Consider the following 21,126-nt stretch of genomic DNA (forward strand, 5'->3'; position numbering starts at 1 on the left):
TAGTTTTTCCTTCATCCATAAAAACAATTACTACTATCATACCGGATTTTACTTTGAGATTCAAGTTAATCACCAACTAGTGAAAAGAGTATAAAAAAGAAGCGTTAGAAACGCTTCCGTCCTATTATTTATCTTGCCAAGTTTCTTGGTTTTCCTTGAAACGGTGTAACAACTCTAAACCTTCAGAAGTGATGTAACCTTGTTCTTCTGCTAAATGAATCAATTCTGTGTAGTTAGACAAGGTTTCAAGTTGAACGCCAGCTTCCGCAAATTTCTTATCGGCTTTCTCCAATTGGTAGGTGAAGATGGCAACCACACCAAGAACGTCCGCCCCTTCACGCTTGGCAGCTGCGACAGCATCCAAGACAGATCCACCAGTAGAAATCAAATCTTCCACTACGACCATCTTTTGACCTTGTGGTACACGGCCTTCAATTTGATTTCCAGCACCGTGGTCTTTTGGTTTGCTACGAATGTAGGCAAATGGCAAATTCATCTTGTCCGCAATAATGGCTCCGTGAGGAATCCCAGCAGTTGCTGTACCTGCAATCACTTCCACTTCAGGGAAAGCTTCCTTGATTTTATCTACAAATCCATTTTCGATCAAGGTACGAGTTTCTGGATAAGCGAGGGTTACACGGTTATCGGTATAAATTGGGGACTTGATCCCAGATGCCCAAGTGAACGGTTCTTCTGGTTTCAAATAAACCGCTTCGATTTTCAAAAGATGGCTAGCAATATCTTTAGCTAATGACATGACGACTCCTTTTTACGATTTTAATCATATACGAATTAAATCAATCATTGATTTAAACAACAACTTTACAGGTTAGTGAACGCGTTAGGGAAGGTCCAGTAGGACTTCCCGTAGAGCTACAAAATTTTCACTTTTAGTAGCAATTAGTGTTCCGACGATTATGAGAATAAAACGATACTTTTTATTCTCATAATCTAGTGAATAGTTTAGGGAAGGCCCTATCGGGCTTCCCGTAGAACGTCTTGAAGCACAGCTTCTTAGACGTTCTTAACTATTCCATTGTCTCTTAATTTCATGGTAAGCGTCCCATGGGTTTTCTGCTTGGATAATTGGGCGTCCAACGACAATATAGTCAGATCCAATTTTATGAGCCTCTTGTGGGGTCATGACCCGTTTTTGGTCGCCGATTTCAGCTCCAGCAGGACGAATCCCTGGTGTGACACAGACAAAGTCTGACGAAGTGGCATCTTTGATCAAGGCTACTTCATGGGCTGAGCAGACAACACCATCCAAGCCTGCTTCTTGGGCCTTGCGAGCATAATTAACTACAGACTCTTGGACTGTTGTTTGGATGTTTTGGCAATCACGCATGTCTTCTTCACTGGTAGAAGTCAACTGGGTCACGGCTACCAATTTAGCTCCTTCACCAAGAGCTGCCTTAGCTTCGCGCATCATCTCCACACCACCGGCTGCGTGGACCGTCACCATATCTACTCCGAAAGTCCCCAGTACGGACATAGCTGATTTGACTGTATTTGGGATATCATGCAATTTTAAATCAAGGAAAATACTGTGTCCAAGCCCTTTGAGGTAATGTACAATTTCAGGACCAACTGCATAGAAAAATTCCATTCCGATTTTTACAAATAATTTTTCGTCTTCTGGAAAATGCTCTAAAAAATTTTTGACATCCTCGAAAGCTGGGAAGTCAAGGGCGATAATAGGACGTTCTTCACGCATGGATTACTCCTTTTTTGATTGATCATTTTGTCTACAAAAAAACCTTGCCCGAGGCAAGGTTACACGAAAATTAGGTAGGAACAACTACCATGATTCACCGTCTAGACCTTAGGAGCCTCTCTGGACTGCTTTAAAGGTTTTTATTTATTGTAGTACGATATTTAGGAAAAGTCAAGGATTTACAGTAGATTTTCCCGTACATGTTTTCGGAAGTTCTCAAGGGTGTCAATACCATAGCGATCCATGACCTGTGGCAGATCTTCGATGATGCTTGGACAAGCATAAGGATCGGTGAAATTAGCGGTTCCAACTCCAATCGCAGAAGCCCCTGCAATCATCATTTCAATGGCTGCTTCAGCTGAATCGACACCTCCCATTCCGATAATCGGAAGTTTCGTAGATTGGGCCACCTGACGGATGAGTTTCAAAGCAACTGGGAAAATGGCTGGCCCCGACATGCCTCCGGTTCCATTGGCAATGATGGGCTTACCAGTCCTGAGGTCAAAGCGCATGCCGACCAAGGTATTGATCATGGTCAAACCAGTCGCCCCTGCATCCTCTGCTGCTTTTGCGACCTGCGTGATGTCTGCTACACTAGGCGTTAACTTGACATAAACAGGGACGGAGGACGCTTCTACCGCTGCTTTCACAGCCGCATAGGCCAACTCAGGAACCTGCCCGATTAAGAGGCCGTTGTTCCCATGGTCTACGTTTGGACAAGAGATATTGAGCTCAATGGCCTTGACATTTGGTGCTTGCGAGATCTTCCTAGATACCGTTGCATACTCTTCATTGGAGAAGCCAGCCACATTGGCAATAATCGGTAGGTCTGGATAATGTTGGGCCAACCAAGGAAGTTTTTCCGCCAGGACCACGTCTACCCCTGGATTTTGGAGCCCAATGGCATTGAGCATGCCGGCAGGCGTCTCAGCGACACGTGGCGTTGGATTACCAAAACGAGCCTCAGCAGTTGTTGCCTTGATCATGATGGATCCAAGCAAGTCTAAGTCATAGTATTTGGCATATTCCTGACCGAAACCAAAACAACCAGATGCCGGGATGATGGGGTTTTTCAAGTCTAAACCAGGTAAGGATACGGCTAGTCGATTTGCTGTCATAAGGTCCTCCTACATCATAATCGTACCGGTTTCAAAGACCGGTCCGTCTTCACACACGCGCTTATTAGCTGCTTGGCTTTCATTTTCCAGATGCACTACACAGGCATAGCAAGCACCCATCCCACAAGCCATACGCGATTCCATAGAAATGTAGGCGCGGGGATGATCATGGAATTTGGTATTGACATATTTGAGCATGCCAGGTGCCCCACAAGAATAGATAGCGTCAAACTCCTGGTCCATCTGATCAATGACCGTAGAGACATAGCCCTTAGTGCCATAAGTCCCATCGTCTGTCGTTACAGTGACATGAGCCACCTGAGAAAGCTCTTCTTCCAAAATGACAGCTTCTTTGGTCGCAAAGCCGACAACCACTTCAACTTCCACCCCTTGCTCATGGAGTTGTTTGGCCACTTGGACCAAAGGAGGAACACCGATACCGCCACCGATGATTAAGGCTTTCTGACCTTGGCCGAGATTGGTGAGATCAAAGCCATTTCCTTGAGGGCCCATGACACTGAGGAAGCTACCGACAGGCAAGTGAGAAAAGATGGCTGTCCCTCCCCCTTCTACCCGATAGATGAGGCGACAGGTCTGGCTGTCTGGATCAATCTCTGAGATGGAAATAGGACGACGGAGGAGCTTGGAGTCATCCGGTACACGAATATGGAGAAACTGCCCCGGTAGCATCTGCGCGACCATTTCCCCCTTTAAGATCATAGAATAGATGCGGGGAGCGATTTCCTCTTGAGCAACCAGCTCCATCTCTTCCATCATGATTTTGCCAAAGCGTTTTTTACAACTGTCACTGACCATTGATTTCCTCTTCTTTCTTCCAGCAAAAAAGACCTCGCAAAAGCAAGGCCCTACAAATGATCAGCTAGACTCCGTCTGCTGATCTTATTTCTGTCTTTCCTTGCAGGCCTCTCTGGACCTCTTAAAGGTTAAATTTGTCTCATTATATCGCGCTCCTTCTCGCTTGTCAAGTAAAATCAGTAACTCAGGAAACTTTACGGGGGTCAAAATCTTCTGGGATCGGTTTGATGTATTGCATGGCGATTCGGTTCTCAGGCTTGCGATCAACTAGATAAAGAACCAGTAAAAAGAGCCATTCCAAAGGTTTCATCAGGTAATAGATCAGGTCCATAGCCCATTTCTTCTTGATATGTTTGGCAAAGGGATAGCCATAACGGTCATAATTGCGACGCAATAAGCGATGGAATCGCGGCGCCTTTTCTTCTAGTACCTGTTCAAAGGCATTGGCGATACAGAGCTGGCGATTGACAACGACTGGATGACCGTGGCGGACGCCCATCCGCTGTGGCTTGACAACTTTTTCATGCCCACCAGCCGCAACCGTACAGAGATAGTGCTCATCAATGATGAGATTCTGAGGAGGGATCTTCTGTGAGAAGGCCCAGTCAGCTGTATTGGTCCAGGCCTTGATCATGGAATCCGGCTGCTGGCCAAAGAGCATGAGAATAAGGACAACAAGGGCAAGAGTCGGAAGGGCAACAAGGACCGCTAGCCATGGCCAGTTACGCGACTGATTTAAGAGCTGGTGGAACCATTGAAGTAGACGATTCTCATAGCTTATCTCTGTTCGATCTTCCTGCCACTCCTTGATGCGAACCCATAATAGATGGATGGAATAGATCAATAAGAAAAAGGTGTGAAAACTTGCTACCTGCAGTTGATTATCGAAAACTAAGAGAAGAACCACACCTCCTAGAATGCCACTGATGCAGAAGACATTTGCTAACGGCGAAAGTGAATTCGCATCCCGGTAGGAATAAATGATCAAGGCTAGTAAAGTAAGAGCTGCCAGTGTGAAGAAGGTCGGATAGGCGCCAGACCAGATCAAAGCATGCTTCTGAGAATTGATCAAACTCTCACTCCAATCGTAAAAGGTCATATCCTTGACGATGAAAATGAAAATCGCTTCGAGAAAGCAACCAAAGAGACCAAACCAAAGAACAATGGTAGGCTGTTGCTTTTTCTTTTTGACAGGCTTAGGATTAGGTGATTCCTGCTTTTCCTTCGTAAGAAATGCGTCATCTTCTCTTGTCCCTTCTCCTTCCTTTGCTCCTCTTTCCTCAAATAGATCCGGATCTTTGAGAGCTTCTTCCTCTGCTTCTTTGAACTGGAGGCTAGACCACCGACCAATCCCATAAATGATGACAAAAATATTGGGGACAAAGAGGGCCAGGGTCAAACCGTAGGGCAAGATCTTCATGGTAAAGGCAATGATCTCCCAAAAACTAAATTGGATAAATGGATCCGATAGAGCATAGATCGACTGACTAATGACCAAATAGATGTAAAAGGCCAATAGAATCAGAGCATTGGTCACAAAATTGATCTGTAACAGACCGGCTGTGAAATGGGTTTCCATTTCCTTATCCTTTTTCTTATACCAGGAAACTAGTTTTTTCATAAGATCTCCTCAATTAATTTTTTACCATTCTATCAATCAGCTCACCCCTTAATCAAGGCAAAACTGTAATTTTCCATCAAAATCAGTCCCCAGATGGAGATTTTGTTCCCAATTTTCTATTTTTTAAATATTTGATCTAGCCTACTTCCTATTACCTCCCTCAGCCTGCATTATACTCTGATACAGTCCTTGAAAGACCACATTTTACGGGAAAATCGCGCTCTTTTATGTTAAAATAAAAGCATGAGAATACAACAATTACAATACATTATCAAAATCGTCGAAACCGGCTCTATGAATGAGGCCGCAAAACAACTCTTCATCACGCAACCTAGCCTTTCCAATGCCGTTAAGGACTTGGAAAATGAGATGGGAATTGAAATCTTTATCCGAAATCCCAAAGGGATCACTTTGACCCGCGATGGGATGGAGTTCCTCTCTTATGCCCGCCAGGTGGTGGAGCAGATTGACCTCTTGTCCGAGCGCTATAAAAATCCTGTAGGCTCTCGTGAGCTTTTCAGTGTCTCTTCACAGCACTACGCCTTCGTGGTTGAGGCCTTCGTTTCTCTATTGAAGAAAAGCGACATGGAAAAATACGAGCTCTTCCTACGGGAGACGCGGACTTGGGAGATCATCGATGACGTAAAGAATTTCCGAAGCGAAGTTGGCGTACTCTTTTTGAATAGCTACAACCGAGATGTCCTCTCTAAGATGCTGGATGATAATCACCTGATTGCCACCCACCTCTTTACAGCCCAGCCTCATATCTTTGTCAGCAAGACCAATCCTCTTGCCAAGAAGGAGATCGTTCACTTGTCTGATCTGGAAGATTTCCCATACCTTAGCTATGACCAAGGAACCCACAACTCCTTCTACTTCTCAGAAGAGATCCTCTCTCAAGAGCATCATAAGAAATCCATCGTCGTCAGTGACCGGGCGACCCTCTTTAATCTCTTGATTGGTCTGGATGGCTACACCATTGCGACCGGGATCCTCAACAGCAATCTCAACGGGAATAACATCGTCTCCATTCCCCTTGATATCGAAGACCCAATCGAGCTGGTCTACATCAAACATGAAAAAACAGCCCTCTCAAAAATGGGAGAAAAATTCATCGAGTATTTGCTTGAGGAAGTGAAGTTTGATAAATAAAAAATATCTGAGTGAACATGGATCACTCAGATATTTTTTATGGTCATTTCTATATTTCGAAAACAAAATGGGTCAATAATTTGTATCCACGAAATCATTTAAGCATCCATATTATTTGAAATCAGTTAACATTTTTACTAAGTATTTCAGTTGTGTATTCATTTTTATCTGTGTATGTTTTCGATTGTGATAAAACTCTAAAACCTTTAATGTTCTTGCTTCGGTCTTTCATGATATATGTATCTGTTATAGTAGTTTTAAATGAATTTCCTGTCATACGAATTCCAACCGGTTGATTAGTAAATCGATCAGAATAAAATAAATAAACAGAAAATTTTTCTTGACCAATATTTAAACTATTTCCACCATGATCAAACCGTGTATCCCAATAATTGTGTGATTTTGACTGATCATAAGCATCAAAAAACCTTTGATTCCTTTCTGCTGTATTCATAACAGATTGCCGAAAGAATACTGGGCGGAAAAAAGTAAATTCTGGTTCCGTACCATATTGGTAGTAAGTTTGTAGTTTTCCACTCTTTGGATTTCTAACTTGAAATCTAATCTCATATGGATATTCTGGTATTTGAACCAAGGTATCCCCTTGGTAGAGCATTAAAACTAAATCAGTTCTATAAATGTAGCTGTGATCCACCTCTTTTAGATTTGGAAAACGGTTAGATAGTTTCGTAAGAAGCTCATTATTTAAAATTTTCTCACTAAATGCAGGACCAATTGAACTTACATCAAAGGGGATGTCCGCTTTACTTTTATCTGTAAAGGTCACATGTAGTATTCTGCGACTACCATATTTTTCTATGTCTGTTCGGATAGATTCTTTCCATTGTCCATCAAATGGTTTCTTTTCTATGTCATCATGAATAAATTCGAAATTAATGTCTTTGATAATCTTTTTCTGTGGCTTTATTTTACTGGTTTTGTAATTGTATACATCATAATAAATAGCTCCTGGCTCAAATAACTCAGGTTTTAAATAATAACGAAGGGCAATATAACCGATGAATACACCAAATAAAGCCAGGTAGATATGTTTCTTCTTAATTTCCAACTTCTTCACCCCCTAAAGATGGACTCTAGTAACAAGATTGAAACCTCTTGTTTCTTACTTACGAAATATTTTTTTTCTTGCTCTTTCACTAGCATCATAATAATTTCTCAGTTCGTTGAGGACTTCTTTTTCGTACTCCTCTTTATTTTTCTCTGTATAGTTTTTTGTGGCCGTCCGTACTCTCATCTGATCATTTTGATCAGGTTTTATCAGCTGCGTACGGGTAACTGTTAATTTAAATTCCGAACCTGTAGGATTTATATTAATGGGAAGGTTAGATAAAGAATCTGAATAATACCAAGTATCGTAATAATATTTATATTGATAGGTATTAGACAATTCTTTAGAAATGGGATCGACTCCCCTGTCCCAGTAGCCCTTCCAACTTTTATAGTAATCATCATAAAAAGATTGCATGTCTACTTGGTCCACATCTTTTTTTGTTTTTAAAAACACAGGTGTATTTGTTTTCTCCGGCAAATTCCCATATTCATAATAAGTTTGTAACTTTCCTGATTTTGGATTCTTCAGGGCAAAACGCGTAACAGCTTCTATTTTTGGAACTTGATAGAGAGTATCCCCTACATACATCATTCCGGCTAAAAAGGCAATTTTATAACCACTATTTTTCTCTGTGATCACATTTGGAAATCTTCGGAGCATTTCTTTTTCTAATTTTTTATCATATAGTAAATTACGACTGAAGGTTGGACCCATTCGAATCGTTTTGTCTAGGGGAATTCTAATTTTTGATCCATCTTCTAACACGGCATGTAAAATGACATCCCCACCGCTAAAGTGGCCAAGATCAGACCGAGTTTCTTCCGTCCAAGTTAACCCTTGAGGAACCTCTGATTTTTCATAATAAATAAATTCAAGATTGATCTCTTTTACTTTTGCTTTTTTGGGCTCGATCTTCTCTGCTTTGTAGTTATAAACTCTGGTATATTGATAGTCCTTATCAAATAAACCAGGATCAACATAATTTTTCAAATATTGATAAAGTCCAAAGAAGAATAATCCTAAAGCTACTAAAACAAGTGGCAATTTCTTTTTTAACTTCTTCATGCACGCCTCCTTGACAAAATCTATTTCATTATATCATAATCAGACACATTCTTATATCGCTAGTCAAAAGGGATACATAAAAACACCTGAAACAAGTGGATTTCCACTTCTCTCAGGTGTTCTTTTATTGTCTTAATTGTGAAAAGACTTCCCCAATTTTTCCTTCGATAACTAGGTCTGCTTGCTTGTCCTGTGGGATACTAGTTTTATTGATGACAACCAGCTTCTTCCCTTGGAAATACTGGATCAAGCTAGCTGCTGGGTAGACCACGAGAGAGGTACCACCGATAATCAGGAGATCAGCCTCTTTGATGGCTTGGGCTGCTTGACTAAAGACCTCCATATCGAGAGGTTCCTCGTAGAGGGTCACATCAGGCTTGACCACCTCGCCACAGTCCAGACAGTGTGGAACCGGGCCTTCTAAAGCTAGAAAGGCATCTAAATCATAAAATCGCTGGCAACCCGTACAGTAATTGCGGTCGGCACTGCCATGGAGCTTCAAAACTTTTTTAGAACCAGCCATTTCATGGAGACTATCAATATTTTGTGTCACCACCGCCTTGAGTTTACCGGTCTCTTCAAGCCGAGCCAGATACCGATGAGCAGCATTGGGCTTGGCATCTGGGTAGAGCAAGTACTTCTTGTAAAAGTCGAAAAAGTCCTCTGGATAGCGCGCAAACATGGTATGGGAGACCAATTGCTCAGCTGTCAAATGCCGCCCTACCTGAACACTATAGACACCGTCTGAACTTCGAAAATCTGGAATATTTGACTCCGTGGAAACTCCTGCCCCTCCGAAAAACACGATCCGTTGACTCTGATCAATCATCTCCTGTAGTTGAGCAATCTTATCCATCTACTTCTCCTTTAGTAGCTCTTCCATCACAACATTGGCCTGATCAAAATAAAAGTTAACTTGATCATAATGAATGCCTGTGTAGCTTGCAAGGTCAATCAAATTCTTCATAAAATCCTGAGAAGAGAAACCCGTCGTCCGATGGAGCTCTTCCTCATCAAAGGGCTTGATCAAGTGGGCCAGTGGGTTGCGAACTGATTTTTCTAACTCCCGCAATTGTTGGGCTTCAACTTTGACGCTATCTGGAAAATCCAACTGCACAATCAAGTCCGTCAAACTGGACGAATTGACCACACTTTCGCTGTGGAATTGCTGCAGGATATGGTTGTCGGACGCATGCAGGCTCTCAAACTTCCAACGGTCATAACTGGATTCTTTGGAGTTATGGATATAGTTGGTAATATCAGGAATTTTCAACTGAATCAATCGCATAAAGATCCGATAGATGGCTGGGCTAACGGCACGAACAAAGTCAATAATCTGCTCATTTCGCAACTTCGCCTCTAAGTCATAGAGGTAATTGGCCAACTGCTCATCTTCTGGATCTTCATGCCAAAAAAGCTGAAAACCAGTCGCCTCTAGCAACTCGGTTCTCAACTTTTGATTCATGACAGGTTGGATATTAAGCTCTCGACGCTCCGCCATTAACTGCAGTAAACTTACCAACAAATCCGGTATTTCTTCTTGCTGTTTGATAGAGCGCAGAGCCCGGCTGTAGTGATAATTTTGGAGATCGTAGAGCCATTCATCATGAAGGAATTTTGCCATTAGTCTGCAATCAAGGTCTCAAGACCGACTTTCATCATGTCTGTGAAAGTAGTTTGACGTTCTTCAGCAGTTGTGTCCTCATCTGGATTGACCAAACTATCAGAAATGGTCATGATAGCAAGGGCATCAACATGGTGTTGAGCCGCAAGATAGTAAAGGGCTGCTGCTTCCATTTCCACAGCTTTCACACCCCATTTACCAAGCTCGATGTTCTTTTCACCGTAGTTTGAATAGAAGACATCTGATGACAAAACATTACCGACGTGAGTCGTCATGCCAAGGTCTTTGGCAATATGGTAAGCTTTGTCTAAAAGATCAAAGCTAGCGATTTGTGGGAAATCGTATTGAGGCCAGTCGTTGCGGATGATGTTTGAGTTGGTTGCAGCAGCTTGTGCCAAGACCAATTCACGAACATGCACATCCTCATTCAAAGAACCAGCCGTTCCCACACGGATCAATTTCTTCACGCCGTAGTCGACAATCAACTCACGCGCATAAATAGAGATGGATGGCATCCCCATTCCAGTCCCCATGACAGATACACGGTGACCTTTATAAGTACCCGTGTAACCAAACATGTTACGGACTTCGTTGAAGCAAACAGCGTCTTCAAGGAAATTCTCAGCAATAAATTTCGCACGAAGAGGATCCCCAGGAAGAAGAATTTTATCAGCAATTTCACCTTGCTTAGCAGCAATATGGATAGACATAGTTTATGATACAAAGAGCGACCAGAAAGCGACTGAAAATTAGGAATCTGACGAGAAATCCTGATTTCTCAGTCAGATTATCTATTTTCCGAGCTTTCCGCTCGTGTTCAAATTAGAACACATGCTCTACCTTTCTTTTTTATTTTTTAGAATAGGCATTAAAGAGGCAAAGTAAAAATAGGAAACTGACGACGCATCGCAGATGCTAGACAGTTTATCTTTTTTACACAGTTCTCCGCCCGTATTCAGTTCAGCGAATACGGTAAACCCATCCTTTCTTTTTTTATTGAGTATTTAGGAGAGCTTTCCACTCGTGTTCAAATTAGAACACATGCTCTTCCTTTCATTTTTATATTTATTTTGTTAATGAATCCAAAAACGCAAAGAGTTTGGCATTCATTTCTCGATAATTGTAAGCACGAATGGCTTCAGGTTTTTGAACAAAGGTCAGGTTTTGACTTTGTTCTTCCAAAACAGCTTCACCGTCCGCAGCAATCAAGAGATCGACTGCTTCTGGATCAAATTCCAAGTGGGCTTGGAAGGCATAGTGTTTCGGACTGAAGCGAATAATCTGACGTGGACACCCTTGACTGGTCGCAAGAACAACAGCATCTTCTGTCAATCCTGGCATATCACCATGCCAGTGGCCGGTTTCAAACGTTTCTCCAAACTCACCGACATGCGGATCTGTGAGTCCTTCAGACGTCAAGGTCACAGGATAAACCCCAATCTCGCGTTCCGGACTGTGCTCATACTTCGCACCATAGGCAACAGACAGGAGCTGGGCACCCAGACAGACCCCAACAATATAACGATCTGCCTTCATGGCCTTTTGAATCAGTTCGATCTCTGCCTGAGGATCGAAGTATGGAAAAGCTTCTCGATCTTCATCTGGCGATTGAGGTCCTCCCATCACAATTAAGAAGTCAATCTCATCCACTGTCTCTGGTAAGGCTTCATTCTCATAGACTTTGGTCGTGGTCACTTGATGGCCACGCTCCTGCGCCCATTTTAGATAAGCGCCCGGCACTTCAAAGGTTTCATGCAGTACAAAATGTACCTTCATCATTTCTTCTCCCATTTCTTTCGAATCACATAAGACAGACCAGCTGCAAGTACAAGCGGGATTGTCAAACTCCAAGCTTGGCCTGTAAATCCAAGGCTCAGGGCAATGGCTGTCAGAGGAGCTTCTAGGGTCGTCCCTAAAAAGACTGTCGCTCCTAGTAACATCCCTATAGCTGGATCCAGATGAATCCCAAGGACTGTCAAAAGCAAGGTCACTAGATAGCCAGATCCAATTCCTAAGGCAAATGATGGTGTCAATGTCCCTCCATAGGCACCATTGCGCAAGAGGAGGTAAACCAGAAGCCCCTTCACTGCAAGGGTCAGTGGAAGATAAGGAATCGACTGGCTAGACAAGAGGGCTTGCGCCAGTACCTGGCCATTTCCCATAAAGATAGGGAAAAAGGCTACTAGGCTCCCCAGCACTAGAAAGGCTAGAGGAAGAGCCCAAAGAATCGTCCCATCCTTCCGCCGTTTGTGACTAGCCCGCTTGGCGAGGAAAGCAAAGACCAGAGCCAAGGGAGTGACCAAGAAAGCAATCACAATACCCTGTAAGAAGCTGCTAGCCGACCATGAAACTGCGGACAGGTGATAAACAGCCTCCTGACCAACGATGGGCTGAGCGACCCAGGTGGCCAGATAAGTACTGGTCAAAACCAGTAGAAGGTTTTGCCAACTGTAGGCGAGCCCTAAGGTCTCAAAGACAAACAAGCTACTGGCAAAGGGAACCTGATAGACCGCAGCCAAACCAGCTCCAGCACCGCAGGCGATCAAGACTTTTCGCTCTTTGAGGGCTAGTGAGAATCCCTTCGCCAAGCGACCAGCTAGAAGAGCCCCGACCTCACGTGGGGCTCCTTCTTTTCCGATCGATGCGCCTGCTCCGACAATTGCCACCTGCATCCCTGCATGAAGGAGGTGGGCTAAGGGCGCTGGTTCCCTGTCTCCAGCTAAGTCAATTTGCTGGCGAATAGACAGGATCTGATAACGCTTTTGCAGGACATACCAGAAGCCAGCTACCAAGCACCCAGTCACACACAAAACCAGAAATCTACGGAGACCTCCAGCTTCTTGAAATTGCTGGAGCAAATCCGAACTAGCTTTGCCAAAAGCCAGCTCTTGCACCCCTTCTAGTAGATAATGACAGGCAATTCCGACCAGGCCCGTCCCAATCCCTAATGATAAGGTGGCTAGAAGCAACCTCAGTCCGTAGGGCAGACTTTGGAGTCGTACTTTCATTGGATTAGAGTTCAGCAAGAATCGCTTTCAGCAATCCTTTGAAGTCGCCTTTGACGCGCTCTGTCACTTCTACCACTTCTTCGTGGTTGAGCTCTTCTTGGAAACCAGCCGCAAAGTTGGTAATACATGAAATACCAAGAACCTTCAAACCAGAGTGTGCTGCAATGATGACTTCCGGAACGGTTGACATTCCGACAGCATCTGCGCCAAGTGTCTTAAACGCACGGATTTCAGCTGGAGTTTCATAAGTTGGACCAGTCACACCGATATAAACCCCATCATCCAATTTGATACCCAATTTGTCTGCTACTTTATGAGCAGTCTCACGATATTCTGGAGTGTAGGCTTTTGACATATCTGGGAAACGTGGACCAAAGTCATCCAAGTTTTCACCGATCAATGGGTTTTGACCAGTCATATTGATGTGGTCTGTGATGGCCATCAAAGTACCAGGACCAAAGCCGATACCACCGGCAGCGTTGGTAACAAGAACCCCTTCACATCCCAAAACTTTCATGACACGAACTGGGAAAGTCACTACTTCTAGTGGGTTTCCTTCGTAGAAGTGGAAACGTCCTTGAAGGGCCAAAACCTTGCGTCCAGCAAGATCACCATAAACCAATTTACCCGCATGGCCGACAACCGTTGAACGACCCCAGTTTGGAATTTCAGAGTAGTCTACTACGACTGGATTTTCGATTTCTTCAGCCAGTTCTCCAAGACCTGATCCAAGGATCAAGCCAAACTCAGGTGCTTCCATTCCTTTGCCTTTCAAAAAAGCAGCTGTTTCATTGATTTTTGCTAATAATGTCATTGCATATCTCCTTTATGATTTCCTTAAAAATTGGCCAATTTTGTCAAATGTATTGGCATTGCGAATGGTCAACAGACGGTAATCCGGCATCTTGAGGACTTGTTTGTGGTAAGCGGTCTTTGTATAGGTCTCTTCTGAGTATTTGCCCCAGTAGATCCCAAGTCTTCCACGATGGATGATTTCATCACCGAGCGAAAAAGAGGAGACCAACTCCCAGACAGCATCCTGATTGAGGCCTTCTGTGTAAAAGAGAACATCCTTGCGGGCCAGATTCTCCTGCCACCAGGCTGGTAGAGCAGCGAGATCTCGCGCATAGTCCTCAGCTGAAAAGAGAGAAAAAGACTGGATAAAGGGATAGTGATCACGAAAGAAATGTCCCAGCAAATCTACCAATTCTTCTTTAGAACCTGCTGATTCAAAGAAGATATTGCCACTATTGATGTAGGTCTCTACCCCATCCAGCCCGATCGTTTGAAGCTCCTCTCGAAGTTCTGCCATCACGACCTTGTTTTTCCCGCCAACATTGATCCCTCTTACGAGGAGAGCGAAGCGTGTCATCTTAGTTCAATTTGTCTAAGAAGCTTTCACCGATCATGGCTTTTTCAACACCAAAGTTCTCTGCAATCGTTGCAGAAATATCAGAGAAATGTCCAACTGGAATCACACCATTGCCCTTGAAGGATGGGCTATAAGCCAAGAATGGGATGTATTCACGAGTATGGTCTGTACCAGCGTAGGTTGGGTCATTCCCGTGGTCTGCAGTGATCATCAAGAGGTCATCTTCACGCATAGCTGCAATGATTTCTGGCAAGCGTTCATCAAATTCGTGCAAGCAATCGCGGTAGCCGTGAGCATTGCGACGGTGACCGTAAAGAGCATCAAAGTCTACCAAGTTGGTAAATGAGAACCCTTCTTGGAACTCAGGAAGTCCCATGGTCTTAATCAAGGTATCCATACCATGGCTGTTTGATTTGTTGTGGCCCATATCGTGGTTGATACCAGCTCCGTTGAAGATATCGTTGATCTTACCAACTGCATAAGTATCGATACCTGCTTCGTTCAACTTGTCCAAAACAGTTGGCGCAAATGGTGAAACAGCCAAGTCACGACGGTTGGCTGTCCGTGTGAAGTTACCTGGTTCCCCAACATAAGGACGAGCAATGATACGGCCTAGAAGAGCTGGACGTTCCAAAGTGATGGAACGAGCGTATTCACAGATACGGTAGAGTTCATCCAAAGGAATGATGTCTTCGTGAGCCGCGATTTGAAGCACAGGGTCTGCTGATGTATAAATGATCAACTCACCAGTTTCCATTTGACGTGGTCCAAAGTCATCGATGACCGCTGTACCAGAATAAGGTTTGTTGGCTTCACGGATGACCTTACGTCCTGAGAATTCTTCAATTTTAGTCAAAATTTCTTCAGGGAAACCATTCCAGAAGGTATCAAAAGGTTCTGTAATGTTGAGCCCCATGATTTCCCAGTGACCAGTCATGGTGTCTTTCCCAAGAGAAACTTCTTGCAATTTTGTCGCATAGCCTGTTGGGTTGCTTTCAGCTGGCACCGTCTTCAATGGTACTTCACGAGGAATATTTCCAAGACCAATTTTTGCCATGTTTGGTACATTCAAACCGACAGTTTTAGAGATGTGACCCAAAGTATCAGATGCTCCATCTGGAACTCCTGCATTGACAAAGTTATTGGCATCTGGTGCAGCACCGATCCCAACTGAATCCAGCACAACTAAGTGCATGCGTTTAAATTTTGACATATACTGCCTCTTTCCTTTATTAAACTAGCTATATTATACCATATCCCTATAAGAAGAGAGCCGTTGTTTGATCCGAGGCTGGAACAAAAGTCCTAGCCTCTCAATTATTTTTGGATTGTCGAGCAAGACGCAGTGGTTGAGTGGGCTCTACTACGCTGATTTCATCAGCTTTTACAGCCCTACTCAACTGTGCGGAGGTGGGACGACGAAATCAAATTCTAACGAATTACCGATTTCTGTCCCACTCTCTATTTTTCTATGATGACAGGGCCATCTGGTGTCCCTACAATCACTTTTGAAATCATGTTCAAGAACAAACCGTGCTCTACGATGCCTACGGTGTGATCCAGTTCATTGGCTAGAGCTTCTGCATCCTTGATCACTTTGAGATCCAAGTCAATGATGAAGTTGCCTTGGTCGGTTACAAAACGTTGATCAGCCGCGAGACGGAAAGCAGGATGGTAACCCTTTTGCTCAAAGTGACGGAAAAGATTTTCAGCCCCGTATTGCACTACTTCCACTGGAAGTTTGAAAGCCCCAAGAGTTGCAACTTGTTTGGATTCATCCACTATCCAAATGCAATCTTTTGAATTGGTTGCGACGATTTTTTCCATGAGGAGAGCACCACCGCCACCTTTGATCCCGTTCAATTGAGGATCCACTTCATCTGCGCCATCCACTGTCACATCGACCACTTCAACATCGTCGATAGCCTTGAGCGGGATGCCTAAACTTTCAGCCTGATCATAGGTCACACTTGACGTCGTGACAGCTGTGATCTGCAAGCCTTCTTCTTTGATGCGACGACCCAATTCAGCCACAAAATAATAAGCAGTTGACCCTGTACCGAGACCGACAATCATGCCGTCTTTGACAAACTCAGCCGCTTTAATTCCTACCTGTTCTTTTAGGTTTACCATCATAGACCTCCTTTTATATTCTATTACAGTATAGCATATTCTGTAAGAGATTTCACTAATTAATTGAAACCCTTTCCAAGTTTTAGTTCTAAAAGCAAAACCTTGCCCGTCTGCTGACTTTACGATAGAATAGAGATGAATCTACAGGAAAAGAGAAATGACATGATTACTAAAGAATTTGATACCATCGCTGCCATCTCGACTCCTCTCGGTGAGGGGGCGATCGGGATCGTCCGCTTGAGCGGGACAGACAGCTTTGCCATTGCGCAAAAGATCTTCAAAGGTAAAGATTTAAGCAAGGTCGCAAGTCACACCCTCAACTACGGTCATATCGTGGATCCAGATAAGAACGAGATTCTCGACGAAGTCATGGTTGGAGCCATGCGCTCGCCGAAGACCTTCACCCGTGAAGACATCATCGAGATCAATACCCACGGCGGGATTGCTGTGACCAATGAAATCCTGCAGCTGGTCATCCGTGAAGGAGCTCGTTTGGCTGAACCTGGTGAATTTACCAAGCGGGCCTTCCTGAACGGTCGGGTTGATTTAACCCAGGCAGAAGCCGTCATGGACATCATTCGCGCCAAGACCGACAAGGCTATGAACATCGCCGTTAAACAGTTGGACGGCTCTCTTTCTGACCTCATCAACAACACGCGCCAAGAGATCCTCAATACCCTGGCCCAGGTCGAAGTCAATATCGACTATCCTGAGTACGATGATGTCGAAGAAGCAACCACTGAGATCATCCGCGAAAAGACCAGTGAATTTGAAGCCCTCTTGACCAACCTCCTCAAGACTGCCCGTCGCGGTAAGATCTTGCGTGAAGGGATTTCTACTGCTATCATCGGTCGACCAAACGTCGGCAAGTCCAGCCTCCTCAATAATCTTCTTCGCGAAGAAAAAGCCATCGTGACCGATATCGAAGGAACCACCCGTGACGTTATCGAGGAATACGTCAACATCAACGGCGTTCCTCTCAAACTAGTCGATACGGCCGGGATCCGTGAGACAGAAGACATCGTTGAGCAAATTGGTGTAGAACGTTCGAAAAAAGCCCTCAAGGAAGCTGATCTAGTCCTCCTCGTCCTCAATGCTAGCGAGCCCTTGACTGATCAAGATCGCCAACTCCTTGAAATCTCTCAAGATAGCAACCGCATCATTCTCCTCAATAAGGTCGACCTCCCAGAGAAGATCGAAATCGACCAACTGCCCGAAGATTACATCAAGATTTCCGTTCTGAAAAACCAAAACATCGATCAAATCGAAGACCGGATTAACGCTCTCTTCTTCGAAAATGCTGGGCTGGTTGAGCAAGATGCGACGTATCTTTCTAATGCTCGTCACATCTCTCTCATCGAGAAAGCTGTTGAAAGCCTGCAAGCGGTCAACGAAGGCTTGGCCCTCGGTATGCCAGTAGACCTGCTTCAAGTCGACCTCACCCGCACCTGGGAAATCCTCGGAGAAATCACAGGGGATGCTGCTCCAGATGAGCTCATTACCCAACTCTTCAGCCAGTTCTGTCTTGGTAAATAAATCTATTTTAAGATCATATACTCTTAGAGACTTTCCTTAGGTGAGTACGGACGTCAGCGAACTTCAAAGAAGTTCCATGACTTAGTTTTGAATCTAACGTTTCAAAACTCCCGAGTGCTTGAAACAATAATGTTTCAAGCACTTTTCTCACGGCAGAAAGTCTCAAATATTTCTTTCAAAATAGAATTTAGTTTACATCTATCGTATCACCCAGTTTATACAAAAGTAGAAAAACAATGTGTCCAAAATAACAAAAATGCGTATGTTTCCACACATACGCATTATTTGTTTTTATTTTCCTTGTTCTAATCGCTCGATGGTTTGATAAGCTTGGTAGATTAGGAAGAGCCCAGTTGCATTCAAGACTGGAATCGCAATCGGCAACTCGGTCACGATTTGTGAGAAGGGTGAATTGCCAACAAAATGGAGTCCAAACCCAGCTACTAAGTATCCCCAGCCTGCTAGACCTAGATCCTTGCGTCCTCTGCTTGCTTGGACAATCAGGAAGAGCCCTAGCATAACAAGACCTGTGTAGACCCAGTGAGACATGGGCGCATTGGCCACACGACCAAGAATCCCTGACACCGTGTAAGAGAAACCTTCCGGTAGATCCTGACGGATATAGGCAAAATCCTCCACGATCTGGAAACCAAGACCAGAGGCAATCGCCAAGAGGAAGATCGACTTGATGCGACGGACACTGAACAAATAGAGGACAAAGAAGATAGGGATCAACTTAAAGGGTTCCTCAAAGAGTGGCGCAGCGATGGCACTCTCGTACTGGTTCCAAAAGTCGCTATTAGGAGCGATCGCTTGAATCATGTCATGGAAATAAGTATTGGCAAAGCTAGACAACCAACCGGCAACAAAGCCCCCACCTAATAGAGAAAAGAGAACCGGTACCCAAGACAACTTCCACTTCTTAGCGAAATGAAAGAGAGCCCAAACAGCAGGAAGCGCATAAACCAAGAGGATCAAGGTTGAAAGTCCCACAATCCCGTACTGGCTACCAGACATCCAGCCTTCTGTCAGCGACTGGGTCTCATAGGCTAGGCCGATCGCTAGCAAGAGTAAATAGAGAAACAAAATCGATTTGCGTTTCATAAAAGACCTTTCTAAAGTGAAATGAAAAAGGCTGGAAGCCCAGTCTTTTCCGTGTAGTATCATTGTAACAGGATCAGCTTAAAAAAACAATAAATGTGGATTAGTGAGAAAAATGTAAACGTTGATGGCGACAAATGGTTGACTAAATTTAGTTACTTAATCACCAGCGCTCCATTTTCCTCCGTTGCCAAGAGCTTCTCATCTTTATCATATATTTTAAGTTTTATACTGCTTGGTGTGTTTTGAGTTGCATTGTATTGCTTTACTATCTCTTCTTTTAGATCAAAAAGCGTCTTACAATAATCTTTTGGATTTATATTTGCTAAAGATAGCATATTTTCTGATACAGAGAAGACAAGGATCACATACTCTTCATTATAATACACTTTCGCCATCTCAATTTCGCCATTGATTTGATTTTGAAGCATATAAGCAAATACTACATTAGGTTTTTCATTTCCAACCAATGAGGTAGGGGCTTGATTCATCCCTTTGACCACTGATTCTTTACTTTCCTTTGTAGAATCTTTTACATTCTGTTCAGTAGACTGCTCTTTTTTGTCTTCATTCTTCACTTCTTTTTGCGCGCACGAAGACAGAAATAGCGAGAGGATGGTCATTGTTGCAAACATAGTTTTTTTCATAGATTTTCTCCTTTTGTTTTTACAAGTAGAAAACGACCTGTAATTGACCAAAATTGCATAAGCTTCCTGTAAAAGATATTCCAAACCTTTAATCTTATAACCTATTAGGTCATTAGATCTTTAATAGTTTAAAAAATTTATATCTAATATTATTCTACCATAATCTCTCTTACTTCAGTACTGCAAGAATCTGGCGGATCATATCTGGATCCCCATCAGGCAATGTCACCGTTTCAGCATGATCCAAGATCCCTTGGGTAAATTGCGTCATAAACTCCTCACTATTGAGTTCATCTGCAGACTGTTGCCAATGGCTCGGTACAGGATAGATCGTCACTGTCCCATCACCGTTGGATGCATAAGTCACATGACCTTCTGCAGAAATTGGTGTAAACAACTGACGAACATCTTTAGGATAGTCAACTCCTAGCCCACCAAAGTAAATTTTTGTACCAGCACTCTTTTCATTAATACTCAATTCTGTCGGTACAGACTTGATCACATAAGCCCAGACACGCGCAGCTTCGACCTGAGCATCGGTGTAGCCTGGATAATCATTCTTATCCGCCTTCTTCGAAGATTTAACCTCGCTATCCGGGCGAGTATTCCACTTCTTGGCCTTACTCGTCTTAGACGTACTACTGCTATCGTCTGTATCTACTTGTTCCCGATCTTTCGGTTGCTCTTTCTTGCGATAGTAGAAATTATCATCATCACCATAAGCAGGTGACTGACCAGCCCAGATCCGATCCTTGGACTTATCCGAAGCATCGTCTTTGCCCGCTTTCTGACCTTTTGGAAGGAGCAAGAGACCGTAGCCGCCAACACCCGACTTGGCACTAACCGTCATCTCAGCAATCTGGTCCTTCTGCTTAAAGCTCGATGCATCAAGCTCAACATCTTCGCTGACCAAGCCCTTGTCATCAAAGACCAGCTCATTGCCACGACCATCGATCCAAGTTCCTTTGATACTCGAGTAGTCCTTAGACTTGATGGCTTTCAAGTCCATGCCAGATTGTTTCTTTTCTTCAGTTCTTGTCTGCTTGGTCTCCGAATTCTTAGGCGACACCGTCCTCTGAGGACGACCACACGAAGCCAAGACCAAAGCAGAAAGCACAATTACCAAACCTTTTTTCATATCAAT

At 43.7% G+C, this 21,126-nt stretch carries 21 protein-coding genes; 2 read left to right on the forward strand and 19 right to left on the reverse strand.

Annotated features, from left to right (window positions below; all coding sequences use genetic code 11):
- Positions 1 to 124: 124 nt before the first annotated feature.
- The 5 genes from pyrE to NML76_RS01865 form a co-directional block, all read right to left on the reverse strand.
- Positions 125 to 757: an orotate phosphoribosyltransferase gene (pyrE, locus tag NML76_RS01845; protein WP_023917983.1), complete on the reverse strand. Its 633-nt coding sequence runs from the start codon at positions 755 to 757 to the stop codon at positions 125 to 127.
- A gap of 267 nt (positions 758 to 1,024) precedes the next feature.
- Entirely contained in the window at positions 1,025 to 1,717 is a 693-nt protein-coding gene (gene pyrF / locus NML76_RS01850; protein WP_013903499.1) for an orotidine-5'-phosphate decarboxylase, read from the reverse strand.
- Between the two features lie 179 nt (positions 1,718 to 1,896).
- On the reverse strand, positions 1,897 to 2,835 hold the full coding sequence (locus NML76_RS01855) for a dihydroorotate dehydrogenase (RefSeq protein WP_254732537.1): 939 nt from the start codon (positions 2,833 to 2,835) through the stop codon (positions 1,897 to 1,899).
- A gap of 9 nt (positions 2,836 to 2,844) precedes the next feature.
- Positions 2,845 to 3,651 (reverse strand): dihydroorotate dehydrogenase electron transfer subunit, encoded by an 807-nt coding sequence (locus NML76_RS01860; RefSeq protein ID WP_009730936.1) that lies wholly within the window; start codon positions 3,649 to 3,651, stop codon positions 2,845 to 2,847.
- 184 nt (positions 3,652 to 3,835) lie between these two features.
- Positions 3,836 to 5,272, reverse strand: coding sequence for a DUF6688 family protein (locus NML76_RS01865; RefSeq protein WP_254732539.1), 1,437 nt, complete (start codon positions 5,270 to 5,272; stop codon positions 3,836 to 3,838).
- 243 nt (positions 5,273 to 5,515) lie between these two features.
- Here NML76_RS01865 and NML76_RS01870 point away from each other — a divergent pair, with 243 nt between their 5' ends.
- Positions 5,516 to 6,424: a LysR family transcriptional regulator gene (locus NML76_RS01870; protein ID WP_003003594.1), complete on the forward strand. Its 909-nt coding sequence runs from the start codon at positions 5,516 to 5,518 to the stop codon at positions 6,422 to 6,424.
- Between the two features lie 121 nt (positions 6,425 to 6,545).
- Here NML76_RS01870 and NML76_RS01875 read toward each other — a convergent pair whose 3' ends face one another.
- From NML76_RS01875 to rpiA, 11 genes are all read right to left on the reverse strand, one after another.
- Positions 6,546 to 7,493, reverse strand: a complete 948-nt coding sequence (locus NML76_RS01875; RefSeq protein ID WP_195189819.1) for a hypothetical protein — start codon at positions 7,491 to 7,493, stop codon at positions 6,546 to 6,548.
- Positions 7,494 to 7,547: 54 nt separating this feature from the next.
- Positions 7,548 to 8,561: a hypothetical protein gene (locus NML76_RS01880; protein WP_195189818.1), complete on the reverse strand. Its 1,014-nt coding sequence runs from the start codon at positions 8,559 to 8,561 to the stop codon at positions 7,548 to 7,550.
- A 124-nt stretch (positions 8,562 to 8,685) separates the two neighbouring features.
- The gene (locus NML76_RS01885; RefSeq protein ID WP_195189817.1) at positions 8,686 to 9,417 is read right to left on the reverse strand and encodes an NAD-dependent protein deacylase; all 732 of its coding nucleotides are present in this window, start codon (positions 9,415 to 9,417) and stop codon (positions 8,686 to 8,688) included.
- Positions 9,418 to 10,185, reverse strand: a complete 768-nt coding sequence (locus tag NML76_RS01890) for a hypothetical protein (protein ID WP_195189816.1) — start codon at positions 10,183 to 10,185, stop codon at positions 9,418 to 9,420.
- Positions 10,185 to 10,895 (reverse strand): purine-nucleoside phosphorylase, encoded by a 711-nt coding sequence (deoD, locus tag NML76_RS01895; RefSeq protein ID WP_070586244.1) that lies wholly within the window; start codon positions 10,893 to 10,895, stop codon positions 10,185 to 10,187. The genes NML76_RS01890 and deoD overlap by 1 nt, the downstream gene beginning before the upstream one ends.
- Positions 10,896 to 11,250: 355 nt before the next feature.
- Complete coding sequence (locus NML76_RS01900) at positions 11,251 to 11,964, reverse strand: type 1 glutamine amidotransferase (protein ID WP_195189815.1); 714 nt, start codon at positions 11,962 to 11,964, stop codon at positions 11,251 to 11,253.
- The gene (locus NML76_RS01905) at positions 11,961 to 13,193 is read right to left on the reverse strand and encodes a chloride channel protein (RefSeq protein ID WP_254732540.1); all 1,233 of its coding nucleotides are present in this window, start codon (positions 13,191 to 13,193) and stop codon (positions 11,961 to 11,963) included. Before NML76_RS01905 ends, NML76_RS01900 begins: the two co-directional genes overlap by 4 nt.
- 4 nt (positions 13,194 to 13,197) lie before the next feature.
- A complete protein-coding gene (locus NML76_RS01910) occupies positions 13,198 to 14,007 on the reverse strand; it encodes a purine-nucleoside phosphorylase (RefSeq protein WP_003007090.1) in 810 nt (269 codons plus the stop codon).
- Between the two features lie 12 nt (positions 14,008 to 14,019).
- A complete protein-coding gene (locus NML76_RS01915; RefSeq protein WP_049491156.1) occupies positions 14,020 to 14,565 on the reverse strand; it encodes a DUF1697 domain-containing protein in 546 nt (181 codons plus the stop codon).
- Position 14,566: 1 nt separating this feature from the next.
- Entirely contained in the window at positions 14,567 to 15,778 is a 1,212-nt protein-coding gene (locus tag NML76_RS01920; RefSeq protein WP_003003757.1) for a phosphopentomutase, read from the reverse strand.
- A gap of 248 nt (positions 15,779 to 16,026) precedes the next feature.
- Complete coding sequence (rpiA, locus tag NML76_RS01925) at positions 16,027 to 16,698, reverse strand: ribose-5-phosphate isomerase RpiA (protein ID WP_227038767.1); 672 nt, start codon at positions 16,696 to 16,698, stop codon at positions 16,027 to 16,029.
- A gap of 162 nt (positions 16,699 to 16,860) precedes the next feature.
- Here rpiA and mnmE point away from each other — a divergent pair, with 162 nt between their 5' ends.
- Positions 16,861 to 18,234: a tRNA uridine-5-carboxymethylaminomethyl(34) synthesis GTPase MnmE gene (gene mnmE / locus NML76_RS01930; protein WP_125826312.1), complete on the forward strand. Its 1,374-nt coding sequence runs from the start codon at positions 16,861 to 16,863 to the stop codon at positions 18,232 to 18,234.
- Between the two features lie 291 nt (positions 18,235 to 18,525).
- On the opposite strand, the gene NML76_RS01935 is transcribed toward mnmE, so the two are convergent.
- The 3 genes from NML76_RS01935 to NML76_RS01945 form a co-directional block, all read right to left on the reverse strand.
- A complete protein-coding gene (locus tag NML76_RS01935) occupies positions 18,526 to 19,338 on the reverse strand; it encodes a PrsW family glutamic-type intramembrane protease (protein ID WP_254732541.1) in 813 nt (270 codons plus the stop codon).
- A gap of 152 nt (positions 19,339 to 19,490) precedes the next feature.
- A complete protein-coding gene (locus NML76_RS01940) occupies positions 19,491 to 19,982 on the reverse strand; it encodes a hypothetical protein (protein ID WP_251458260.1) in 492 nt (163 codons plus the stop codon).
- Between the two features lie 169 nt (positions 19,983 to 20,151).
- Entirely contained in the window at positions 20,152 to 21,120 is a 969-nt protein-coding gene (locus NML76_RS01945; protein WP_254732543.1) for a DUF6287 domain-containing protein, read from the reverse strand.
- Positions 21,121 to 21,126: the final 6 nt, after the last annotated feature.

Source organism: Streptococcus sp. CF8_Ac1-9 (assembly GCF_024295565.1).
GTDB classification, from domain to species: Bacteria; Bacillota; Bacilli; order Lactobacillales; family Streptococcaceae; genus Streptococcus; species Streptococcus parasanguinis_X.